This window comes from Paenibacillus sp. JJ1722, assembly GCF_048282685.1.
In the GTDB taxonomy this organism is placed as follows: domain Bacteria; phylum Bacillota; class Bacilli; order Paenibacillales; family Paenibacillaceae; genus Paenibacillus; species Paenibacillus polymyxa_B.
Genome location: NZ_CP182500.1, coordinates 3,493,677 through 3,515,183, shown reverse-complemented (window position 1 = coordinate 3,515,183; position 21,507 = coordinate 3,493,677). Strand labels below are relative to the sequence as shown.

Genomic DNA, 21,507 nt, shown 5'->3' with positions numbered 1-21,507 from the left:
GCCATAACGGAAACATTGCAGTAACCATAAATAAGGAGATGGGTATACGTGAGTGGAGTACGGGAGAAAGTGTCGGCGGATTTTATTAATGAAGCAGAGATTATGGCAGCAGTGGAGCAGGGGAAACAAGAGGCAACAGATCGACACCGTATTTTAGAAATTTTAGAAAAGGGGAGAGCCTGCCGGGGACTGAGTGCGAGTGAAGCGGCGGCTCTTTTGCATGTGGATGATCCTGAATTATTGGAAGAGATGTTCAAATCTTCGAGGGCAGTCAAAGAACAAATTTATGGCAACCGAATTGTACTGTTCGCCCCTTTATATGTAAGCAACCACTGCGTGAATAACTGCGAATATTGTGGTTATAAACATACCAATGACAGCTTTACTCGTAGCCGTCTGACACCGGAGGAATTGGTGGAGGAGGTTAGAGTGCTTCAAGAACTGGGACACAAGCGGCTCGTGCTGGAAGCGGGGGAAGACCCAGTCCATTGTCCCATTGACTATATCGTCGATTGTCTGCGCCAGATCTATGAGGTCAAGGTAGATAACGGCAGCATTCGACGGATCAATGTGAATATTGCATCCACAACCGAGGAGGACTATCGGAAGCTGGCAGAGGTAGGCATTGGTACGTATATTTTATTTCAGGAAACGTATCATCGGGAAAGCTATCGTAAATTTCACTTACAGGGACCAAAGCGGGACTTTGATTGGCACACCACCGCAATGGACAGAGCCATGCGTGCGGGTATAGATGATGTGGGGATCGGTGTGTTGTACGGTCTGTATGATTTCCGTTATGAAACCGTAGCGATGCTGAAACATGCCGAGCACTTGGAAGAAGCCTTTGGGTGTGGCCCTCATACGGTTTCAGTTCCACGATTGCGTCCGGCTGAAAATGTAGACCTGGAGCGATATCCGTACCTGGTCAACGATGAGGATTTTATGAAAATTGTATCCGTTCTTCGACTGGCTGTCCCTTATGCTGGTATGATCCTGTCCACACGCGAGGAGCCGGAATATAGGGACCGCGTCATTGGTCTAGGCGTGTCGCAGATTAGTGCAGGTTCAGCTACAGGCGTAGGGGCATATGCAAAACAGGAAACTGATGATAAGCCTCAATTTGAGGTAGGGGATCATCGCTCACCATCGGAAATTATTAAAAGTTTGTGCCGTGGTGGATATATGCCGAGCTACTGCACAGCTTGCTACCGTGAGGGGCGAACTGGAGATCGTTTCATGGAGCTTGCCAAATCAGGACAAATTCATAATGTGTGCCAGCCGAATTCGCTGCTAACCTTCCAAGAATATCTGCTGGATTATGGGGATGAGGAGGCGCGTGAACTGGGAGCTGCCGCTCTGCGAGAGAATTTGGAGCGTATACCACGTGAATCGACGCGCCGTTTGACGCTTGACAGACTGGAGCGACTGGAAGCAGGCGAACGTGATTTGTATTTTTAGCAATTTATATTATTCGTAGTATCATTTCACACTATGAAAATTCTCATGATTTATAATAGAACTTGAAAATAAAAAGCAGTCGCGTTGGAATCAGCGCGACTGCTTTTGTGCGTCTGGAAAAAAATATTAATGATGAGATGAGGTCTTTTAGGAATAACTGCCGGCTTCTACAGCTTGCTCCCATGCCAGCATAGCAGATGGGAAGCATTCAATAGCACGGGGAAAGACCCCCTGTACATAAGCGATGAAAATACCATAGTTCACAATCGGCACTCCGGCAGCTTTCGTTTCCGACATTCGATGAAGCATCGTACGCCGATTGAGCATGCATGCACCGCAATGAATAACCAGTGCATATTCGCTCAGATCATCAGGGAAGCTGGAGCCGGATGCATGCTCGATGATGAGACGTTTGCCTATCGTTTGGCGGAGCCAGCGGGGAATTTTCACTCGACCAATATCGTCAGATTGGCATTGGTGAGTGCAGGCTTCGGCAATGAGTACACGGTCTCCATCCTTGAGGCGATCAATGGCTCTTGCACCTCGTACCAGTTCGTCCAGATCGCCTTTATGACGGGCAAACAGGATGGAAAAAGAGGTGAGAGGCACATCCTTGGGCGTGTCGGCCGCTACTTTCATAAAAACCTGTGAATCGGTAATGACCAAGCGAGGCTTACGTCCCAATCTCTCCAGCGTCAATCGTAGTTCATGTTCTTTGGTCACTACGGCGATGGCATCGCTCTCTAGTGTATCGCGGATTGTTTGCTGCTGTGGCAGGATCAATCGGCCTTTTGGTGCAGCTTTGTCGATTGGGACGACCAGCACAACAACATCGCCGGGTGACAACAGGTCACCGACGATACGGAAACGATCCTCGTTTTGGGGGAGAGTATTCGTGATAGCCTTTTTCAGTTCCGTGTCTCCCCGGAGCAAAGATGCACTGAAAGGAATTAGGGTGAGATCCAATTCAGTTGCCAGCTTTGTAGCCGTTTTATCTGATTCAGTAAGGGTATCTACCTTATTCAATACCCCAATAACAGGAATCTTTTTGTTGCGGAGCTTTTCGAGTAGCTCATGCTCGAATGGTCCGACTCCAACGGTGGCGTCGATAACGAGCAAGGCCAAGTCTGTACTATTAAGTATTTCTAGCGTTTTGTTGCGGCGCAGCTCCCCGACCTCACCCTCATCGTCCAGTCCGGCGGTATCCACCAGAACAATGGGACCCGCTGGGAGCAGCTCCATCGGTTTGAAAACTGGGTCCGTGGTCGTTCCTCCTACAGGAGATACCACAGCGACGGGCTGACCCGTCAGGGTGTTCAGAATGCTGGATTTGCCTGCGTTGCGGCGACCGAGCAGGACAATATGTGGTCGGTTGCTACGAGGGGTATCATTCATTCCCATGGTGAGTTCCTTCTTCCTGCCCCGGAATTCCGGGTTTGGTTACTGTATAGGGATGGCATAATTGGTCAATCCTCGAACGGGTCAGTAGGCCGCGATCTTCTGCAATATCCTCTGGTGTGCGACCTTGCACAATGGCTGCAGATGCAATGGAGGCAGCTTCATCATAGCCAAGCTCCGCGACCAGCGCAGAAGCCATCACGGCTGAGTTACGCAGATTTGTAGTGCAGCGTTCCTCACGCACGATCAGGCCGCGTACGCATCTTTCCTCGAATAGTCGAACCGCGCTGTTCAGAATATGTAGCGATTCCAGCAGCGATTCGGTAATCAGCGGCAGGAATGCGTTTAGTTCCAACTGACCGGAGGCAGCGGCCATAGTGATAGCCGCATCTTCGGCTATCACACGCATGGCTGTTAGTCCTGCCATTTCAGCTATTACCGGATTGACCTTGCCAGGCATAATAGAGGATCCGGCCTGAACTGGAGGCAGCGTGTATTCGCCAATACCACCGAAAGGACCAGAGGCCAGTAGGCGAAAATCGCCAGATATTTTGTACAGATTCACGGCGGCTGATTTGAGTAGACCGGACACCTCCACAAAGACATCCATATTTTGAATCGGGTCCATCGGGTGGTCGCTGCGACTCAGTCCAAAACCAGTCTCATCCGCCAGCTTTTCGACCATTCGATAGCTGTAAGCGCGGGGCGCGTTCATACCTGTGCCAATCGCCGTGCCTCCAATAGGGATTTCCCGCAGCCGCTCTTCAGCTTTATAGAGACGCCAGCGGTCGCGCGCTATAGCCTTTGCGTAGGCACCAAAGCCTTGCCCGGCCATCATGGGTAGGGCATCCATTAGCTGAGTGCGGCCTAGCTTGAGCAGGTCGGCATATTCTGTTTCTTTATGCTGTAAAGCATCTTGTAACGAAGACATCGTGTTACATAAAGGCCGAAGCAGCCGTATTGCTGCAATTCGTAGCGCTGTGGGATAGACATCATTCGTAGACTGGCAGCAGTTCACATCATCCAGAGGATGTATAATCTCATACTGCCCTGGTCTGCCTCCTAGCTGTACGATGGCCAAATTAGCAATGACCTCATTTACATTCATATGGGTACTGGTGCCTGCACCGCCTTGTATGGCATCCACGGTAAACATATGTTGGTGCCTCCCGGCGAGTAATTCGTCGCAGGCATTTACAATGGCGGAGGCCCGTTGGGCAGGAAGCCGTTTCTGCTCACCATTCACTTGAGCGGCTACTTTTTTTACCAACACAAGAGCGTGGATCAGGTTTGGGTTCACGGTCCTGCCACTGACCGCAAAATTGTTCATCGCGCGTGCGGTGTGAATACCGTAAAAGGCATCTGCGGGAATTTCCATCTCTCCTAGCGCATCCCGCTCGGTTCGCGTATTTGTAGGCAGAGGGAAACCTTCGGTCATAGACCCGTTGCCGGAATGCGTGTCATATGCAGTAGCTGACGTGCACTTGCAGCGCGTTTTTCTTCAACCCGGGCATGAACCAGATCTGGCTCGACCAGTTTGAGGGCTTGTGTTGGACATTTACCAATACAGGCCGGACCGCCGTCCACGCCTTCGCATAAATCACATTTGCTGGCAATCATGCGCTCTTTGGGTTGCAAGCGTCCTGACATATTTGTATACAATCCATCCTGCACGACAGGCTGCCCGTTTCGATACTCGGGTACCATGTTAATCGCGCCGTAAGGGCAGGCGATCATGCAGGTTTTACAGCCAATGCAGCTTTCGCTATTAATGAGAATGCAGCCATCTGCGTTCGTAATAGAGCCGTTCGGACAAGCGTTGGCGCATGGAGCATCCTCACAGTGACGACACTGAACGGGTGCAGTGACCCCAAATGATTTGATAACCTTCAGACGAGGGTGAAAATGAAACTCATCATCCGGCGAGATAAAAGGGTTCTCCGCTGAATGTGCGATGACACATGCGATTTCACAGGTACGACAGCCGATACATTGATCGGGATCAGCTAAAACAAAACGGTTCATACAATTCGACTCCTCTCTAACTAACGACAAAAATAATGTATACAGCATAAAAATAACTTAATGTATTAATGAATGGAGTAATCCGCATCCCCTTTGGTGGAAATAGTGTTGCTGTGGCTTTGCTTGCCGGTCCCCCGTTGTTGGAAGGTGGTGTGCAGCAGATGATGCGACACATGACCCAGCGGCTCACCTAGAAATTCATCATAAAGTTTGATGATGTGAGGGTTCTCATGCGATTTTCGTACCTGGTGTGCAGCATCATGTCCATAGATGGAGGATTTACGTGCCCGATAAGCTTCAATTCGTTGCTTTTCTAACATGAGCTTGGGTTGTCCCCCTCCGCTGATACATCCAGCAGGGCAGCCCATCACCTCAATAAAATGATAATCACATTCGCCCGCCTGGACACGATCCAGTAGCTGATAGGCATGTTGTAGCCCGGCGACGACCGCTACCTTGAGCTGCAGCTTGCCTACCTGAACCTCAGCTACTCGAATGCCTTCCTCACCACGTACAAAATCGAGCTGGAGCTTCGGCAGTTTTTCATTTGTCAGCAGCTCGTAACCTGTACGGATGGCAGCTTCCATGACTCCTCCAGTGACTCCAAAAATGGAGCCTGCACCTGAATATTGTCCTAACGGTGAATCGAATTCTTCATCAGGCAGGTTCGCAAAATCAATTCCGCGCTGCTTGATCCAGTATGCAAGTTCACGCGTGGTCAGTACCTCATCCACATCACGGTAACCGTCAGATTCCATTTCGGGACGATCGCATTCAAATTGTTTACAAGTACAGGGCATGATGGCAACGCTGTATATATTCGCAGGTTCCACCTCGTCCAGTTGTGCGCCATAAGATTTGATTAGCGCTCCTAACATTTGCATCGGAGATTTGCAGCTGGATAGATGGTCTAGCAGATCGGGATATTCAATCTCTGCAAATCGGACCCATGCTGGACAGCAGGATGTGAACATGGGTAAGGGACCGCCTTCGGTCACGCGACGAATCAATTCAGTGCCTTCCTCCATGATGGTCACGTCAGCTCCAAAGTTGGTGTCGTATACCCGGTCGAAGCCAAGGCGGCGTAAAGCAGCAGCCATTTTCCCAGGCGTCAAGGTGCCGAACGGCATTCCGAATTCCTCCGCGAGTGAAACACGAATGGCTGGAGCACATTGGACGATCCGAAACTGTCCAGGTTTGGTCATCATATCGGCTACCTTATTCAAGTTGTAGCTATAATAGGCAGCGAATAGTGGCTCTCTGATGTCGGCAGGCATATCGCGTTCTTGGATACGTTCCAGCCGTCTAGCGGCGCCTTCCTGTGAAGATGAACCTGCCCAGTCAGATGCGTATACGCTGCATATTTGTACACATTGACCGCAAATAACACATCGGTCTGCATTAACGGTTTGCGGTTCTCCGGGCAATCCCTCTATGGCATCAACTGGACAAACCCCAGCACAACGTCTGCATCCTGTGCAGAGCGTAGGGTCAATATGAATGACAGGGTCTGTGCAATCAGTCGTCTTCATACAAGGAGGCGAGGAGATCTTGTCTATTGTGGTTGACATGGTTTTCTACCTTTCTGCGGCTGATTTTGGCCTTATAGGCGTGGGAAAAAGACTTCCCGCCGAGGCTCTGGAGGTGAGTCGGATATACCTTTGGCCAGCCGTAGGACATGATTCGGGCAGGCCTCTACACATGCAGGCTGTCCGTTCTCTGTTTCCGCGCACAGATCGCATTTGCTTGCTGCGGTGCGGGGAAGGGCGACTCGATTTGCACGGTGAGTCAGGCCGGACTGCGTTACAACGTGTCCTGCCCGGTAGACCGGAGACACCTCAATTGCCCCGAAGGGGCAGGCCAAAACACAGGAGGTACAGCCGATACATCGTTCCTCATCAATCATGACGACGCCGTCCTCCTGACGAATGGCCTGTACCGGACAAGCATGTGCGCAGGGGGCATTTTCGCAATGCCGGCATTGAACCGGCACATACATTTCCCCTGTACGTACAACATACACCTTGGGTACAACAGGTACGCTGACGGTTCCGACCGAAGCTCCTATGCCGTTAGCCTGACTGTGAACGGCGAAGCACGCCAGTTCACAGGCTTTGCAACCGATGCACTGTCCGGCGTCTGCGACTACAAAAGAAGAAGCAACAGCGCTTGTTCTACTGGCTGCTCCCATTCTACTCGTCGAAGTTGACCGGTTATCTGTCAGACGGTGCATCATATTCCCTGTGCCGCTCATCTCGTCACCTTATCAGCCAAAACAGCTTCCTGGACGTTCATCTGTCTGCGAATCCGTTGGTACGATTCATGTACATCACGTTCGGCCTGCGCTTGGTCGGCGATCCGTTCCAGACGGATGGCACAGTATTTTAATTCCGGGGTTTTGGATACCGGATCGAGAAAATCAGCGGTCAGCTCGTTGCATGCTCCAACCCACCAGTGATAGGTCATGTAGGTCGCACCTTGTTGCACACGGTCACTGATTTGTGCCCGTGCCATGATGCGTCCCCGGCGAGAGGATATAGCAACAATTTCGCCATCCAGAATATTCAGATCTGCTCCGTCTTCTGGGCTAATCTGAATAAAGCCAGGCTCATCAGACAACTGGCGCAGCGCGCGGCAATTGCCAGTCATGGTACGAACGGAATAGTGACCTACCTCACGGACTGTGGACAAGACAAGCGGGTATTTTGCATCCGGTTGTTCTTGTGGTGGACGCCATTCGCAGGCGAATAATCTGCCTTTGCCACTAGGTGTCGAAAATTGATTTCCTTTATATAAATACGGTGTACCTGGATGATCCTCAGTAGGGCAGGGCCATTGCACGCCGCCTTGCTGCTCCATTTTTTGGTAGCTGGCACCGGAGAATAATGGGCTGAGACTGCGCATTTCATCCCAAATTTCTTCTGTGTTTGCATAGGACATAGGATAGCCCATGGCGGTAGCAACCTCGCTAATAATAGCCCAGTCTGGCTTTACATCACCCTGTGGCTCAACGGCCTTACGGATGCGCTGAAAGCCCCGATCTGCCGAAGAATATACGCCGTCATGCTCACCCCAGGCAGTAGAAGGGAGGATGACATCGGCGTGCAGCGCTGTTTTGTTCATGAAAATATCCTGAACCACGACAAATTCCAATTGGTCTAGGGCTTCACGCAACTCGGCGGCGTTCGGATCACTTTGTACAGGGTCCTCGCCAAAAATGTAATAAGCTTTCAGCTTGTTCTCCTTCAGAATGAGGTGTGGTACCTCCGTAAGTGGATAGCCTTTTTTACGTGGCAGCTCAACACCCCATGCTTTTTCAAACTTTTTGCGAGCTGTGTTATCTGTTACATCCTGATAGCCAGGATACACATTCGGCAAAGCACCCATGTCGCAGGAACCCTGTACATTGTTTTGTCCCCGTACTGGTCCGATACCCACATTCGGCTTGCCCAAATTTCCAGTCAACAGTGCAAGGGAAGCGAGCCCCTTTACCACATCAACGGCCTGTGAAAATTGACATACGCCCATTCCGTACAAAATTGTAGCGGTAGGGGCCTTTGCATATTCCCTCATAGCCGCCCGGATATCGCCCGCCTTGACCCCCGTAATGCCTTCCGCATATTCGGGAGTATATTTTTTAATGCTGTCTACGTATTCGGCAAAGCCTTCTGTGTTTGCTTCCACATATCGTTTGTCGTACAGTCCTTCATGCACAAGTACATGACCAAAAGCGTTCACCAAAGCCATGTTCGAACCGCCCTTTAAGGGTAGCCACATATTCGAAATACGAGCTGTTTCGGTCATGCGCGGATCGCATACAATAATTTTGGCGCCCCTTTGCTTGGCAGCTACAATGCGTCTTGCGACGATCGGATGTGTTTCGGGTGCATTATATCCAAACACGAAAATGAGATCAGAGTGTTCAATTTCAGGAATAGAGTTGGACATAGCTCCATCTCCGAGCGAGTAAGTCAAACCTGCCACAGAAGGGCCGTGGCATACACGAGCGCAATGATCAATATTGTTCGTGCCAATGACCGCCCGCATGAACTTTTGCATGACATAATTGGCTTCATTTCCCGGACCGCGTGCGGAGCCCGTTCCCATGATAGAGTCGGGTCCGTATTTTTCCTTAATTGCTGACAGCCGTTCGGCAGTATATTGAATGGCTTCTTTCCACTCCACTTCCTCCATTACTCCATTTTTGCGAATCATGGGTTTGCGCAAGCGTGCAGTCAGAATTTGCGGGTCATTCAAAAAATCCCATCCATAGTGTCCTTTCAGACACAGCGTTCCTTCATTCGTACGACCACCAGCCGGCTCTGCGCCAATTACCTGTCCTTTTTCCACCAGCAAATGAAGCTGACAACCGCTCCCGCAGTAGGGACATACGGTCAATACCTTGTCTGCCATAAGTGCAGCACCTCTTTTATATGAAATAGATGAAACTCGTAACATAAAAAAAGCCAATACAAAAATGCCGCTTTACGCTGCATCCTGTACTGGCTTATCCGCGAGCGAGGAGACAAGCTCCTTCCCGCTAATCCAACCGGTGTATGTGTTGTAGTTCTAGAGTAATGATAATGTGTCCGTCTCCATGGACGGAGGGGCAGACCTCCCAAGTATAAGTGAAGGGACTGCCGAGTGTTTTTTCGGCTTCGTTCATAAACTCCTTTTCTAGATAGGGACGAAGGACGTCCCAATATTCCCTGACCTTGTCCTCAGCCCCTTCATGAACGAGAATTTCGGACAAATTAGACAATGTACCTCGAATTTCTACCGTAATCCGGAGCGGCGAATCCAGTGAAACCTTGACGTTGTCCGGTCCTTTTCCCCGGTAGTGCTTGACAATACACACGGCCAACTTCCTGATGCGCTCACGGTATTCCAATTCGGTATTCAACATCTGGACACTCCGCTTCGAATCAAAATAAAGGCGTACTTGCCGCGCATGCCAGACAGCCTGTGTAGCTGGTTTAGAACAAGACGTAACCGTCCCGATCAAATTGGTCTGCCCAGCACGGCGTATCACTCTTCTATGGTAGAACAGGTTGACCCGGAAAGATGTGAAATTCATTACACTGAACCAAAATTTTACATAGATTAGACCACTCTTGAAGCAGCTATACCTCTATGGTTTGTATGATGCTTCTCGTTCCATCGTGTTGTTTGTACAGATCCAATACAAAAGCAGTTGAATGACAAGCTATGGGCTGAGATTAGTAAATGGCATTCTCAAAGCCCTCTATACTAAAATAGCACAGTGCGAATCTCAGAGATTTATAGTAAATTATTCATTTATATGATTTGCAATATCAATTTATTATTATTACATTGGACGGAAATGCTAGTCGAACTCCAGAAGGCATAGATATGTTATCCAAAATGGTGGAAAAGTACGGGTTCAAGATGTAGAATCTATGCGATATTCAGTTTGTAGAAGGGCACGTCAAGGTCGTCAAATGAAGACTTAGTAGGAATTACTGCAACGTGTGGCTGAACATGAAGCCGCAAGTCAAGCCACGTTAGAATAAAGAGAAGAGGTTCGTGCTAAAATGCATGGACCTCTTCAAACTTGTAATAATTGATTTTTTATGAAACTTTACTGTTTAACCAGAACGGATAAATCGCCTTCAAAAACTTGCTCCTCTTTGTTGTTGAAAGTCGACAGCAATACAGTAACGAGTCCTGTTCCATTCCTCATCTCTTTTACTCCAATCACTTCAACAATGGTGTACAATTCGTCGCCTGGATATACTGGTTTAATAAATTTAATATTATTCATAGCAGTTCCAGCAATAACCTCATCACCGTAACTGCCTGTTTCAACCCAAAGCTTAAAAGAAACAGCTAATGTTTGAATTCCTGAAGCGATAATTCCATTAAATCTACCTTGTAATGCTTTCTCTTCATCTAAATGCATATATTGCGGGTCAAACTCCCTTGCAAATCTGGTAATATCCTCTTTAGTTAATTTTAAAGACTTGGTTTTAAATACTTGTCCGATATAAAATTCATGAAACCGCATTATTACACCTCTTGATTAAATTATTTGCTTATTTATAGAGTAGCATAATATCACCAATCATTTGTAGTCCCACTCAGCAAGTAACCCTCCGTACTTTTGTACAGTCAGATCAATGTAAGTGTCTGCTTTTTGAAGGATTATATTTCCATTAACATAAGTCTCACCGGTAACAGTGGCAGGGTTATTTGACTTCAATGCAGAGTGACTCTTTGGAACTGCTTATTTTATATACTTCGACATTCGATGCAAATAAATAAAAATTATTGACAACTGTTAAATTATGGACAACAATAGAATGCAATAATATATAAATATTGGTACTTCTGTATGGAGGGTGGTTTATCTATGAAAGTTACACCCACGATTAGAGCAGAATTGGAACAATATCTAAAACAAGAAGGTTTGAGCATGATGGAGTTTGGGCATATAGCGGGCATGAATAGGGGGATAGTAAGTAGCATAGTGTCAGGCAATAAATCTATGTCTGTTAACCAGATAGATCGCATTACCGAGGCTATGGGGTTACCGGAAGGTCACTTTTATGTCTTGTTCATAGAAAACTACATCATCGACCATCCTCCGAATATGAGACGAATCGAGCCATTTTTGTTTCGCTGTGCGGAGTTGGACAAGTTGGATGCAATCCGTCGAGTGGTGGGAGCCATCATGGACAATCTACTGTATTCACCCAAGCTATTTGAAATTGCAGAAGAATTGTTGGCGCAGGGAAGACATGCGGCTGCATTGCTGCTCTATGAGGGGGTAGCTGAAGCGGAGAAATATCAACATTCAGAACGATTGGCAGTCTGTCAATATCGTATATTCACGATTCAGATTGGTGACGACCAAAGCCGCAACCACAAGGCAGCTATACTATTTGAGCCTTATGTCGAGCGCCTAGATGATTTAGAACAACTTGATGCGTTAAAGGATTTGGCTAATGTGTACAGGTCTTTGCGTAAGTGGGACAAGGTTGAGGAAATGGCAAGGCAAATGAGAGGGAAAGCTGAAGTACAATATTCCATAAAGCATCAGCAGAAGAATCGAAAGAACAGGGAGCATGAAAAGGAAACCAGAAATCCGTTATTTGGATACATTGCTTACGCCGATTTGTTGTGTGCTAGTGTTTGTGAAGCCCAAGGCGATTATCAACAAGCTCTACAATATACATACGCCTATGCGGATTTAGACTGGGTTAAAGAGGATGACGAGGATACAAAACACTGGGTAAACCTGTTCAGTCAGTGGGCGGTAGGAAATACTTACGTATATAAGCTGTTGTCAGGAGAAATAAGCCTGCTGAACGATTATGTTGAATATATTGCTACAACATCAGCCGCTAACGAGAATGAAAAGCTTTCAAAACTGCTGAATGTTATAATCGCAGCAAACCAGTTTAGCATAGATGTAGACAATATACTCAAACGATTTGAAACGCTAATTGCGACTTTTTCACAGCAACCATCATCAGATGATATGTATACCCGACAAGTGATACCGGATTATATCGCGTGGTTTGGTTACGAATTAGGTTTTTATTATTTATACCGAGGGAAGTACATTGATGGCTTTAAATATTTGATGAATGCAATGGTAAAGTCACATATAATAAATAATGAAACTTACTTTATAAACTGTATGGGGTTGTTTGTTCGTTTTCAAGCCCATGCAGTTCCTGAAACTAAAGCTGAGTATTTCAATTTTATTGAAAGGGTGTGGGAAAACAATGTTCAAAAAAATGGTATTTTTAGTCATCGCGGCTAGCTTTTTGTTTATTGTTACTATGCCGGACCAAGCCTTTAACCACCACCATAGTATTCAGCCTAACGTTACCATTGGAGGATTTTAAAGAAAAAGCTCTGCTAACCTGATGGTCGGCAGAGCTTTCTTTAGTGCAGGAATTACCACACACGGCAGAATAACTATCTGAGGTGATCAGCTTGAACCATACATATAAAGTGTTAAAGTCGGATATAGAACTATTTGCTGCTGCATTAAGCCAGGTAAGAGTATATGTAGTAAAACCGTTGGGTGATGATATGATGTAAGTTTTAGACCATCTGTTTGCCGCAACTGCGGCCCCACGACTTATTATTTTTGCGTTATAAGGGGGAGTGCCAGCGTCGCTGTCACCAGGCACAAACACATGTGGAATATAGCAAATATATTTGGGTTTGACAGCACATTTAGACAGCAGTATGCTTGCTAAGGAAATATTGATGTCCTCGTTAGGTGAGGCTCCTATATGAACATAAGCCACTGCCCGGAAACATCGAAAGATGCCAATGGGTATAACAGGAATTGCCGGATTAAGGCTCTTCTTAATGTGGCTAAAGAACTTTGGTTCTTTTACGTCGTATAGTGCTAAAGCTCGACTTGGGGGAATCGGATATTTGTATGCTTTATCCTGCATGCAGAACGACGCCCTTCAGTTAGCTGAGGGGCGTTTTTATTTCAATGTTGTAGTATTGGCAATGATTTGGTTCCAGTGTGATCAGTAAAATATGGAGCCCACAACATGTTAAGGGGAGAGGGGTTGAACCATTCAATGAGTAGTCGAAGTTCGTCTGAACCGGATCCAGAACCAGGGAGTCTATTGGCAGTCGGGTTAAAACTAGATACCATAATTGAGTATGGTTGCTATTCCTCCCCTACGGGTTAGTATTGGGCCCGACTGCCTTAAAACAAGGAGGCAGTTGACATGTCAAAAATGAATTTTTTTCAAAAAAAACAGCAAAATAAAAGTGCTGCTCATATTCAAGGCTTTGATATTGAATTGAATCAGGAAAATACCCGTCGTATTGATCGGCTAGTCGATAGTTACGAGAATAGCATTCTTTCTCATTTAGATGAAGCGTACCAAAGAACGACAAGCTGGCAAGATCGTCTTGCAGATCGGATTGCATCATTCGGCGGTAGCTGGAGATTTATTACTTATTTCGCTATCTTTCTGACCCTCTGGATACTCTTGAACAGCTTGCCGTTTACTCGCTTTCATTTCGATGAACCTCCATTTATCTTGTTGAACTTGTGTTTGTCCTTTATTGCAGCATTTCAGGCTCCGGTCATTATGATGAGTCAGAACCGCCAAGCTGCAAGGGATAAGCATGAATCGATCATTGACTTCGCGATCAACTACAAAGCCGAACAAGAGATTGACGATATGCAGAGCCACCTTCATCGGATCGAAGGCGAACTGATTGAGATTAAAAAACTCTTACTTGTTCTAAAACAACCGAATGAAGAACATAAATGACACTTTAGATTATATAGAGGCCCCGTAGAGAAGTTTTTACCTGAATCGATTCCGATTAACGAATCTTATTTCTTCCGAATCAATTTGAATTTAGAGTAGATGTGAAAAAGGACTCCGCTGGTATGTAACCAGTATGAAGTCCTTTGTTGTTTATTATTTTGTTGAATACTCGCTTACTTCAAATGTGAGTATTTTATTGAATATTACATAGTCCTTACGGTTGCTGAATGGACCTTTGTTGTTATTGTGTTTATCGATAGCAAAGAATGAAGGGCCTCTACCAGCATCTTTAGCGTCATACCAAGCAATGAATGCACTGAGTTCTTTTTTACTTAGATCGAATTCCTTATCAAATCCATTGTCCATTGTTACAGTCAGAATAGCTCGGTCGCCAGTTGGTTGTGCTGGTTCGGTCGGCTCAGTAGGTTCAGACGGATTAGGCTCAGGACTTGGTGTTGGATTTGGCGTCGGTGTTGGTTCAGGTGTCGGTTTAGGATCTGGTGTTGGAGAAGGTTCCGGTGCTGGTACTGTATCTTTACTGTTGAAAAAGTCAAGTTCGCTTATATTTATGTCTTCACCACTAAGTGAATAAAGAGTGACGAATCTAACGCGTTCTACTTTTTTTTCATTTGGAAGCTTCTTCAGTTCTCCATTTCCTACGTTGGTTTCAAATATGCCTATATAACCTGTGTCTCGGTCGTAGAAACTAATTCTTAAATTTTTAGAATCACTTTTAAGCTTGTAAGAATCAATAGTTCTATCTGTACCTAAATCAATCATAACCATCTTATCTTTAGGAAGTAAATAGTTTGTTTCTTCATTGTTATCTGTTATAAGTGTTGTACTTGCTTTGCTTGCATGGGGTCTTCCTATAAAATATATGTCAGGTATCATTGCATCAACACTTTTTCCGTTGGCATAACCTCCCGTATAGGCACTCACTGATGACAATGGGAGGAAAATAGTAATAAGTAAAGTGAAGCATAAAATTAAATTGAGCTTTCTTTTCATGTATAAATCCCCTTTTTGTTTATTTGCTCAGTAATCATACAAAATTGAAAAAGGGAGTCTAAACATTAATGTCTATATATTCAAAAATAAGTTTAAATGTGGTTTTTAATTTCTGGAGTAATGAGCTCTGCCCGAAAACTGGTATGAGTCCTTTTTATTATGTGACAATATACGCGATACTTCGACATGTCTCCCAATATAGTATTGAGAAGATTAAATACTATGGAGGGTCGTATGATAAAAGGAATCGCAAAAGGATTAATCGTATTGTTACTGGCAGCTATCTTTTCCGTACAGGGTGTTTATGCTGAACCGGCAGCAATCAACCAACAAGCAGCAGTTGGGTATACGCTGGAGTTCCCAAGCTCACGTTATCCAGAAACAGGGGATGCAATAGCAGCCGGACATTCTGCGGTGTGTACAATTGATCGGGATGGAGCCGAAGAAAACAGGAAGGAATCGCTCAAGGGCTATCCGACGAAAAAGGGATATGATCGCGATGAATCGCCAATGGCAATGTGTGCAGAAGGTGGCGCAGGTGCTGATATCAGATACATAAAGCCTAGTGATAACCGGGGAGCAGGATCATGGGTAAGTCATCAGTTAGATGAGTATGAAGATCGGGACTAAAGTGAGGTTTATTGTAAAAAAAACAAGGACTCAACCAGTATAGAAGCTGGCATGAGTCCTTTTTAATACCCAATAAAAAATAAATATGCAAATATATTGATTATATTTATAGATTAGCAAGTTTATGTTTAGACACATTCTAAAGAATGTATTACCGTAGTATCTGTTATACAGCACTTCAAAATATACGACCCAATCGGGAGCGCAGATTAAGTTCTCATTCTATGGAACAAAACTGAGACTGATTGGTACAAGATACCTAGATAGACCAACTAATGTGCAAATTACAATAGATAATATTGATGAAGTATTTTCTCAAAATGGAACGCTTTTAAGACAAAATCTATCATATGAAAAAACAGGACTACCAGAAGGAAGACATAATGTAACAATTACTGTACCACAGCTTACCGGGGGTCACTATGATTTGGATGCAATTGATATTGATAAAAATGGTAAATTAGTAGATGTTAATACTGCCGCTAATCTTACAGCAAAAGCTGGAGACGGCAAGGTTACTTTAAAATGGGATCAAATAGAGAATGCAGAAAGCTATACAGTTAAATACGGAACGGAGTCAGGTAAATACACTGAAACTGCTACAGCAACAAAAGATGCCTATGGAAACTTCATCATTCCAAGTCTGACCAATGGAACGAAATACTACTTTGTTGTGAGTGCTAAAGTAAATGGTGTGGATTCAGAATACTCCAATGAAGCTTCAGCAACTCCACTAGGAGGAGGAGGCAGTCAACCTGATCCAGAGCCAACTACTGGAGATCGTGCAATATTGGTGGTCACTATGACAACAGGCTTGGAAAAAGAGTTTGACCTAAGCATGAAAGAGGTTAATGACTTTATCTCGTGGTACGAAAACAAACAGGCTGGTTCTGGATCAGCTTCATACGCAATCAATAAGCACGATAACAATAAAGGCCCATTCAGCAGCCGCAAGGACTACATGCTGTTTGATCGTATCCTTACGTTCGATGTAAGTGAATACTCTAAATAAATCAAAAAGCTCAGCTGACCTTAATTGGTCGGCGGAGCTTTTTTTTGTTAAGAAGCCCTTCCTTTAACCAAGACCTCGCATAGCCTATGGAGTATAGTACCCTAAAGTAAAGGAGGCGTTACGTGTGGGGGAAATGAAAAGAGACTACGAGGGAATCACCGGAAGAGTTTGGACATCGATAGCTGCTGTATTGGCATTGTTCATTTTGCTGGTAATCATCTTAAAATTAATTCATTTATAAAGATTCTTAAGCTCCACCGGCATTTTTTCGAATTGCTGTTTAGCCCTGTGCTTTTTATCCTTTTGGTCATAATGACTAAAGCGTGTTGAATTTAATTTCTTGAGCATAGCCACATTAGTTCCCGAGGAATCTATAAGGTTCGCCGTTCGGCCCTAGGCTAATCCATGAGGGTCGCCTCTTTTTGGAATGGTTGGGTGGTACTTTCCATTAGCCAAAAAGGCGACTCTTTTTATCCTATTTTTGGATACTCAACAAGCCTGACTTTGCTTCAAGATCTTCTATAATTTCCATTGCAACAAAATATCCAAAAGACAATGTTAAAATATCCTCGTATCGTTTTCCTGATCCTCTTGCTCTACTTAATATGATGTTTTGACTTTCTTGTATTTTTTTTCTAAGGAATGATAGAGAAACCACAGGTGGATTGGAAGCGATCAAATCCATCATTAGAGTTGACAACTTTTTCTGAAACTCTTCAATCGGAAAGTCATTATTTTCTTTTGAATACAGATGCATCGTTTCAGGTGGATCTTTAAATGAAGTTTGATATTGAGTATTGAAAACACCTTCATTAGCTATTTTGTCCGCAATTAATTTACCAAAAACGATCCCCGATGCGAATGCTTGCCCAGGGATTCTTCCTATACCAAGATCACCATTAAATTGAGCTTCTCCAGTAGCAAAAACACGATTCAAGTTTATAGCCTCAGCATTAGCGTTGATTTCGATTCCTCCTGAAGAATAGTGCATCGTTGGTGTAATTTTAATTCTTTTATTTTTAACTACCTTAGGACTAAATCCATATTTTTTGAATTTTTCATTTAAAACATTTTCATCAGCATGGCTCATATCCAAGTACATGTCTTTTTTTTGTTTGATACATTCAAGTTGGAATTTTAAAATCTCATCAATCATTTCGTGGTAATCATCTCGAGCAATTGCATCACAAATATACTTATCTTTTAATAATTGAACTCCATCCTCATCTATTATTTTCCCTTGACTCAAAGATACAACCCCGCCCAATAAAATTTGCCTTCCGTTATATATAGACCAAGGATGACACATTACTGTAGACATTCCCTTTAATCTTGCACCTATTTTTTTAGCTAAGATAAGCGTTTCACCAGTTGAACCCGGCGAATTATCATTGAAACAGAATTGTCCTGCATATCCTCCCGTAGCTAATACCAAATAATTTGTAAATATTCTGATAAATTGATCTGATTGTGTGTCATAAAATATTGCGATAATTCCTTGATCGTACTTTTCCAAATGAATCAAAATTTTATTACACATCGGTTGTTCAATATGTTGTAACAAACAATTGATTAATTTCTTTCCCCCATGTGATTTAATCAAACATTCAGGCATGATACCAAAGGATGTTTTCTCATAAGGAATTCCTAATTCTTTGAAGAAATTTATAATTATGTTGGAATTCCTATATAGCGCTTCAATTACTGATCGATCTGCTCCACATTTATCAATAGTAAGATTAATAATATTGTTAACTTCATTCTCTGATGGAACCCGAGTATTTGCGGCTGAAAGAAAGGAGTTGCTTTGTTTGGGTGCATTCTTTTTTGTTACAATCGTGTACTTAATATTATTTTTCGACAAATAATAAGCAGCAGTAAGCCCTGAGATCCCCGTACCGACAATCAAAATTGGAGTGTAGTTTTCAACGGATATTCCATTTTGTTTCATCATTCCAACTCCCTTTTAGGATGTGAATGTTATCTTCGGCTGAATCTCGTAGTCAGTTTTCTATTTGTTGCAACAAAACGCATCATGATGATATTCATAAAATTCTTGCTCCGTTGTTAATTGCCTGTAATTTATATCAAATTATATAACTATATTTCGTTTTATACTTTATATAGTTATTAAGAGCTAACAAAATCAAATACGAACAGTTTTGCAAAAGTAGAGGAAAAAAAGAACCATTATAGCAATCGCTAAGATGATTCTTATTACGATTTCCAATATCCTTGTTACCAACGAAGAATGGAATCCAAAAAAAATATTTTCCTAATTGTACAAGTTTATTCCTTATATTGTCAACATTATCTGAGAATATATAATTGACTCAGCTTTCGCAGTATGAATATTCAAACAAATCCTTAATGTAATAACTGGCAGTACCTTAGAAAAGGCGACAGAGTTCATAGTATCCATCCTTATAGCCTTAACCTATCACTTCTATAGATATCATATCTTAGACCAATCAAACATCCCGTGGTATATTGTTGACATTCAAGAGAGAGCCGTTAGCTTCTCTCCAATAGGTTCGAAAAACACAGGGGTGAATAATGATGAGTAAAAAGACCATGTTCGAGAAAATTTGGGATAACCATGTCATCTATCAGGAAGCGGGAAAGCCGAGTATTTTGTACATTGATCTTCACCTCGTACATGAGGTAACATCGCCGCAGGCGTTTGAGGGATTACGTCTTAGCGGACGTCAGGTACGTCGTCCAGAGCTTACGTTTGCAACGATGGATCATAACGTGCCGACTAAGGACCGTTACAATATTACGGACCCGATTTCCAAGCAGCAGATTGATACATTAACTCAAAATTGCCGTGATTTCGGTGTTACACTGTATGATCTGGATACGGTGGATCAAGGTGTCGTTCACGTTATGGGGCCTGAACTTGGTCTGACTCATCCGGGCAAAACGATTGTTTGTGGTGATAGCCATACCTCCACACACGGGGCGTTCGGAGCACTCGCTTTTGGTATCGGAACCAGTGAGGTAGAGCACGTAATGGCAACACAATGTCTCCAGCAAGCTAAAGCCAAAACGATGGAAGTTCGCTTTGTAGGCCGCCGCAAACCTGGTGTGACAGCAAAGGACATGATTTTGGGTGTCATTGCCAAATACGGTACAGATTTCGCCACAGGTTATGTTATTGAGTACACAGGTGAATCTATCCGCGAATTGAGCATGGAAGAGCGCATGACTGTGTGTAACATGTCCATTGAAGGCGGAGCCAGAGCAGGAATGATTGCACCGGACGAAACCACCTTCAATTACTTGCGTGGACGTCAACATGTAGCACAAGGAGCTGCTTTCGAGCAAGCGGTTGCTGAGTGGAAAGAGCTTGTCACAGATGAAGGCGCTGAGTTTGATGTCGTGCTGGAGTTTGACGTAGATGCTTTGATTCCGCAAGTAACCTGGGGCACCAGCCCGGGGATGGGTACAGATATTTCCTCAACCGTACCGATTCCGGCAGAACTGCCAACCGAAAACGAACGTAAAGCAGCTGAAAAAGCGCTTGAATATATGGATTTGAAGCCAGGTACTCCGATCACGGATATTGCGATTGATTATGTGTTTATCGGCTCCTGCACCAATGGGCGGATTGAAGATTTGCGTGCAGCCGCTGAGGTTGCCAAAGGTTACAAGGTTTCTGACAAAGTAACGGCCATCGTCGTACCAGGTTCGGGGCGTGTGAAAATTCAGGCTGAAGAAGAAGGGCTGGACGTCATTTTTACAGAAGCAGGATTTGAGTGGCGTGAAGCGGGATGCAGTATGTGTCTTGCGATGAATCCAGACGTACTGCAACCGGGACAGCGTTGTGCATCGACTTCTAATCGTAACTTTGAAGGTCGTCAGGGACGCGGAGGACGGACTCATCTGGTATCTCCAGCAATGGCAGCCGCTGCGGCGATTCATGGACATTTTGTTGATGTACGGGATTGGAAATTCAAGCAGGAAGAAGTAGTCCGCTAGGATACAGAGGAGGAATTACGATGGAAGCTTTCACAACATTAAAAGGAATTGTAGCACCTGTGGATCGGGTGAATGTGGATACAGATGCTATTATTCCTAAGCAGTTTTTGAAACGAATTGAACGTACGGGCTTTGGACAGTTTCTGTTCTACGAGTGGCGGTTTGATGAAGCGGGCAATATCAATCCTGAATTTGAACCGAACAAGCCTCGTTATGCAGGGGCGTCTGTGCTGATCTCTCGCGCTAACTTTGGCTGTGGCTCCTCACGTGAGCATGCGCCGTGGGCGATTATGGACTATGGGTTTCGTTGCGTAATTGCTCCGTCTTATGCGGATATCTTCTATAATAACTGTTTTAAAAACGGTATATTGCCGATCAAGCTGTCTGAAGAGCAAGTAGAGGAATTGTTTCAGCGCACGGCGCAGCATGATAACTACCAATTAAACATCGACCTGAATGATAAAACGATCACTGACGATTATGGTCTGAAAATTGAATTCGATTTGGATGAACATCGCCGCCAGTTCCTGCTGCAAGGCTTGGACGATATTGGCCTGACACTCCAGCATGAATCTGAAATTCTGGCTTATGAACAAAAACGTGCTGCGAAACAAGGCGCATAGGGTTAATTCCCAGTTCAGTTTCAATACGTAGTCATATAGCTAGCTCATTTGTTAGACAGAAAGCCCGTACTGGCATTAC

Annotated in this window: 16 protein-coding genes, 1 pseudogene and 1 riboswitch; of the genes and pseudogenes, 7 read left to right on the top strand and 10 right to left on the bottom strand. The window is 44.5% G+C overall.

Features of this window, described 5'->3' with window-relative positions:
- Positions 1 to 48: 48 nt before the first annotated feature.
- Positions 49 to 1,461, top strand: a complete 1,413-nt coding sequence (gene hydG, locus ACM1ND_RS15600; protein WP_013310651.1) for a [FeFe] hydrogenase H-cluster radical SAM maturase HydG — start codon at positions 49 to 51, stop codon at positions 1,459 to 1,461.
- Positions 1,462 to 1,608: 147 nt separating this feature from the next.
- On the opposite strand, the gene hydF is transcribed toward hydG, so the two are convergent.
- The 8 genes from hydF to ACM1ND_RS15560 all read right to left on the bottom strand — a co-directional run bounded on the left by hydF (position 1,609) and on the right by ACM1ND_RS15560 (position 10,912).
- Entirely contained in the window at positions 1,609 to 2,862 is a 1,254-nt protein-coding gene (gene hydF / locus ACM1ND_RS15595) for a [FeFe] hydrogenase H-cluster maturation GTPase HydF (RefSeq protein ID WP_053325645.1), read from the bottom strand.
- Positions 2,849 to 4,297, bottom strand: coding sequence for an aspartate ammonia-lyase (locus tag ACM1ND_RS15590; protein WP_418026283.1), 1,449 nt, complete (start codon positions 4,295 to 4,297; stop codon positions 2,849 to 2,851). The genes hydF and ACM1ND_RS15590 overlap by 14 nt, the downstream gene beginning before the upstream one ends.
- A complete protein-coding gene (locus ACM1ND_RS15585; RefSeq protein WP_028540676.1) occupies positions 4,294 to 4,884 on the bottom strand; it encodes a 4Fe-4S dicluster domain-containing protein in 591 nt (196 codons plus the stop codon). Before ACM1ND_RS15585 ends, ACM1ND_RS15590 begins: the two co-directional genes overlap by 4 nt.
- Positions 4,885 to 4,949: 65 nt before the next feature.
- Positions 4,950 to 6,455 (bottom strand): [FeFe] hydrogenase, group A, encoded by a 1,506-nt coding sequence (locus ACM1ND_RS15580; RefSeq protein WP_226887758.1) that lies wholly within the window; start codon positions 6,453 to 6,455, stop codon positions 4,950 to 4,952.
- A 32-nt stretch (positions 6,456 to 6,487) separates the two neighbouring features.
- The gene (locus tag ACM1ND_RS15575; protein ID WP_418026282.1) at positions 6,488 to 7,138 is read right to left on the bottom strand and encodes a 4Fe-4S dicluster domain-containing protein; all 651 of its coding nucleotides are present in this window, start codon (positions 7,136 to 7,138) and stop codon (positions 6,488 to 6,490) included.
- A complete protein-coding gene (fdhF, locus tag ACM1ND_RS15570) occupies positions 7,135 to 9,297 on the bottom strand; it encodes a formate dehydrogenase subunit alpha (RefSeq protein WP_418026281.1) in 2,163 nt (720 codons plus the stop codon). The genes ACM1ND_RS15575 and fdhF overlap by 4 nt, the downstream gene beginning before the upstream one ends.
- 127 nt (positions 9,298 to 9,424) lie before the next feature.
- Positions 9,425 to 9,790 (bottom strand): hypothetical protein, encoded by a 366-nt coding sequence (locus tag ACM1ND_RS15565; protein WP_013310644.1) that lies wholly within the window; start codon positions 9,788 to 9,790, stop codon positions 9,425 to 9,427.
- Positions 9,791 to 10,486: 696 nt separating this feature from the next.
- On the bottom strand, positions 10,487 to 10,912 hold the full coding sequence (locus ACM1ND_RS15560; RefSeq protein WP_028540679.1) for a MaoC family dehydratase: 426 nt from the start codon (positions 10,910 to 10,912) through the stop codon (positions 10,487 to 10,489).
- Positions 10,913 to 11,257: 345 nt separating this feature from the next.
- Here ACM1ND_RS15560 and ACM1ND_RS15555 point away from each other — a divergent pair, with 345 nt between their 5' ends.
- Positions 11,258 to 12,676: a helix-turn-helix domain-containing protein gene (locus ACM1ND_RS15555; RefSeq protein WP_068941642.1), complete on the top strand. Its 1,419-nt coding sequence runs from the start codon at positions 11,258 to 11,260 to the stop codon at positions 12,674 to 12,676.
- Between the two features lie 453 nt (positions 12,677 to 13,129).
- A riboswitch (M-box (ykoK) riboswitch) is annotated at positions 13,130 to 13,302 on the top strand.
- Positions 13,303 to 13,613: 311 nt separating this feature from the next.
- A complete protein-coding gene (locus tag ACM1ND_RS15550) occupies positions 13,614 to 14,168 on the top strand; it encodes a DUF1003 domain-containing protein (protein ID WP_049828342.1) in 555 nt (184 codons plus the stop codon).
- A gap of 153 nt (positions 14,169 to 14,321) precedes the next feature.
- Here ACM1ND_RS15550 and ACM1ND_RS15545 read toward each other — a convergent pair whose 3' ends face one another.
- The gene (locus tag ACM1ND_RS15545; protein ID WP_316243884.1) at positions 14,322 to 15,179 is read right to left on the bottom strand and encodes a hypothetical protein; all 858 of its coding nucleotides are present in this window, start codon (positions 15,177 to 15,179) and stop codon (positions 14,322 to 14,324) included.
- A gap of 234 nt (positions 15,180 to 15,413) precedes the next feature.
- Here ACM1ND_RS15545 and ACM1ND_RS15540 point away from each other — a divergent pair.
- Together ACM1ND_RS15540 and ACM1ND_RS15535 are read left to right on the top strand one after the other, a co-directional pair.
- Positions 15,414 to 15,852 (top strand): annotated as a pseudogene (locus tag ACM1ND_RS15540) (sporulation protein).
- 234 nt (positions 15,853 to 16,086) lie between these two features.
- Positions 16,087 to 16,821 (top strand): fibronectin type III domain-containing protein, encoded by a 735-nt coding sequence (locus tag ACM1ND_RS15535; protein ID WP_226887760.1) that lies wholly within the window; start codon positions 16,087 to 16,089, stop codon positions 16,819 to 16,821.
- A gap of 475 nt (positions 16,822 to 17,296) precedes the next feature.
- Here ACM1ND_RS15535 and ACM1ND_RS15530 read toward each other — a convergent pair whose 3' ends face one another.
- Complete coding sequence (locus tag ACM1ND_RS15530; RefSeq protein ID WP_226887761.1) at positions 17,297 to 18,775, bottom strand: FAD-binding protein; 1,479 nt, start codon at positions 18,773 to 18,775, stop codon at positions 17,297 to 17,299.
- Positions 18,776 to 19,380: 605 nt separating this feature from the next.
- Between ACM1ND_RS15530 and leuC the strand changes: the two genes are divergently transcribed.
- The gene (leuC, locus tag ACM1ND_RS15525; protein ID WP_013310634.1) at positions 19,381 to 20,805 is read left to right on the top strand and encodes a 3-isopropylmalate dehydratase large subunit; all 1,425 of its coding nucleotides are present in this window, start codon (positions 19,381 to 19,383) and stop codon (positions 20,803 to 20,805) included.
- Between the two features lie 20 nt (positions 20,806 to 20,825).
- Entirely contained in the window at positions 20,826 to 21,428 is a 603-nt protein-coding gene (gene leuD, locus ACM1ND_RS15520; RefSeq protein ID WP_013310633.1) for a 3-isopropylmalate dehydratase small subunit, read from the top strand.
- Positions 21,429 to 21,507: the final 79 nt, after the last annotated feature.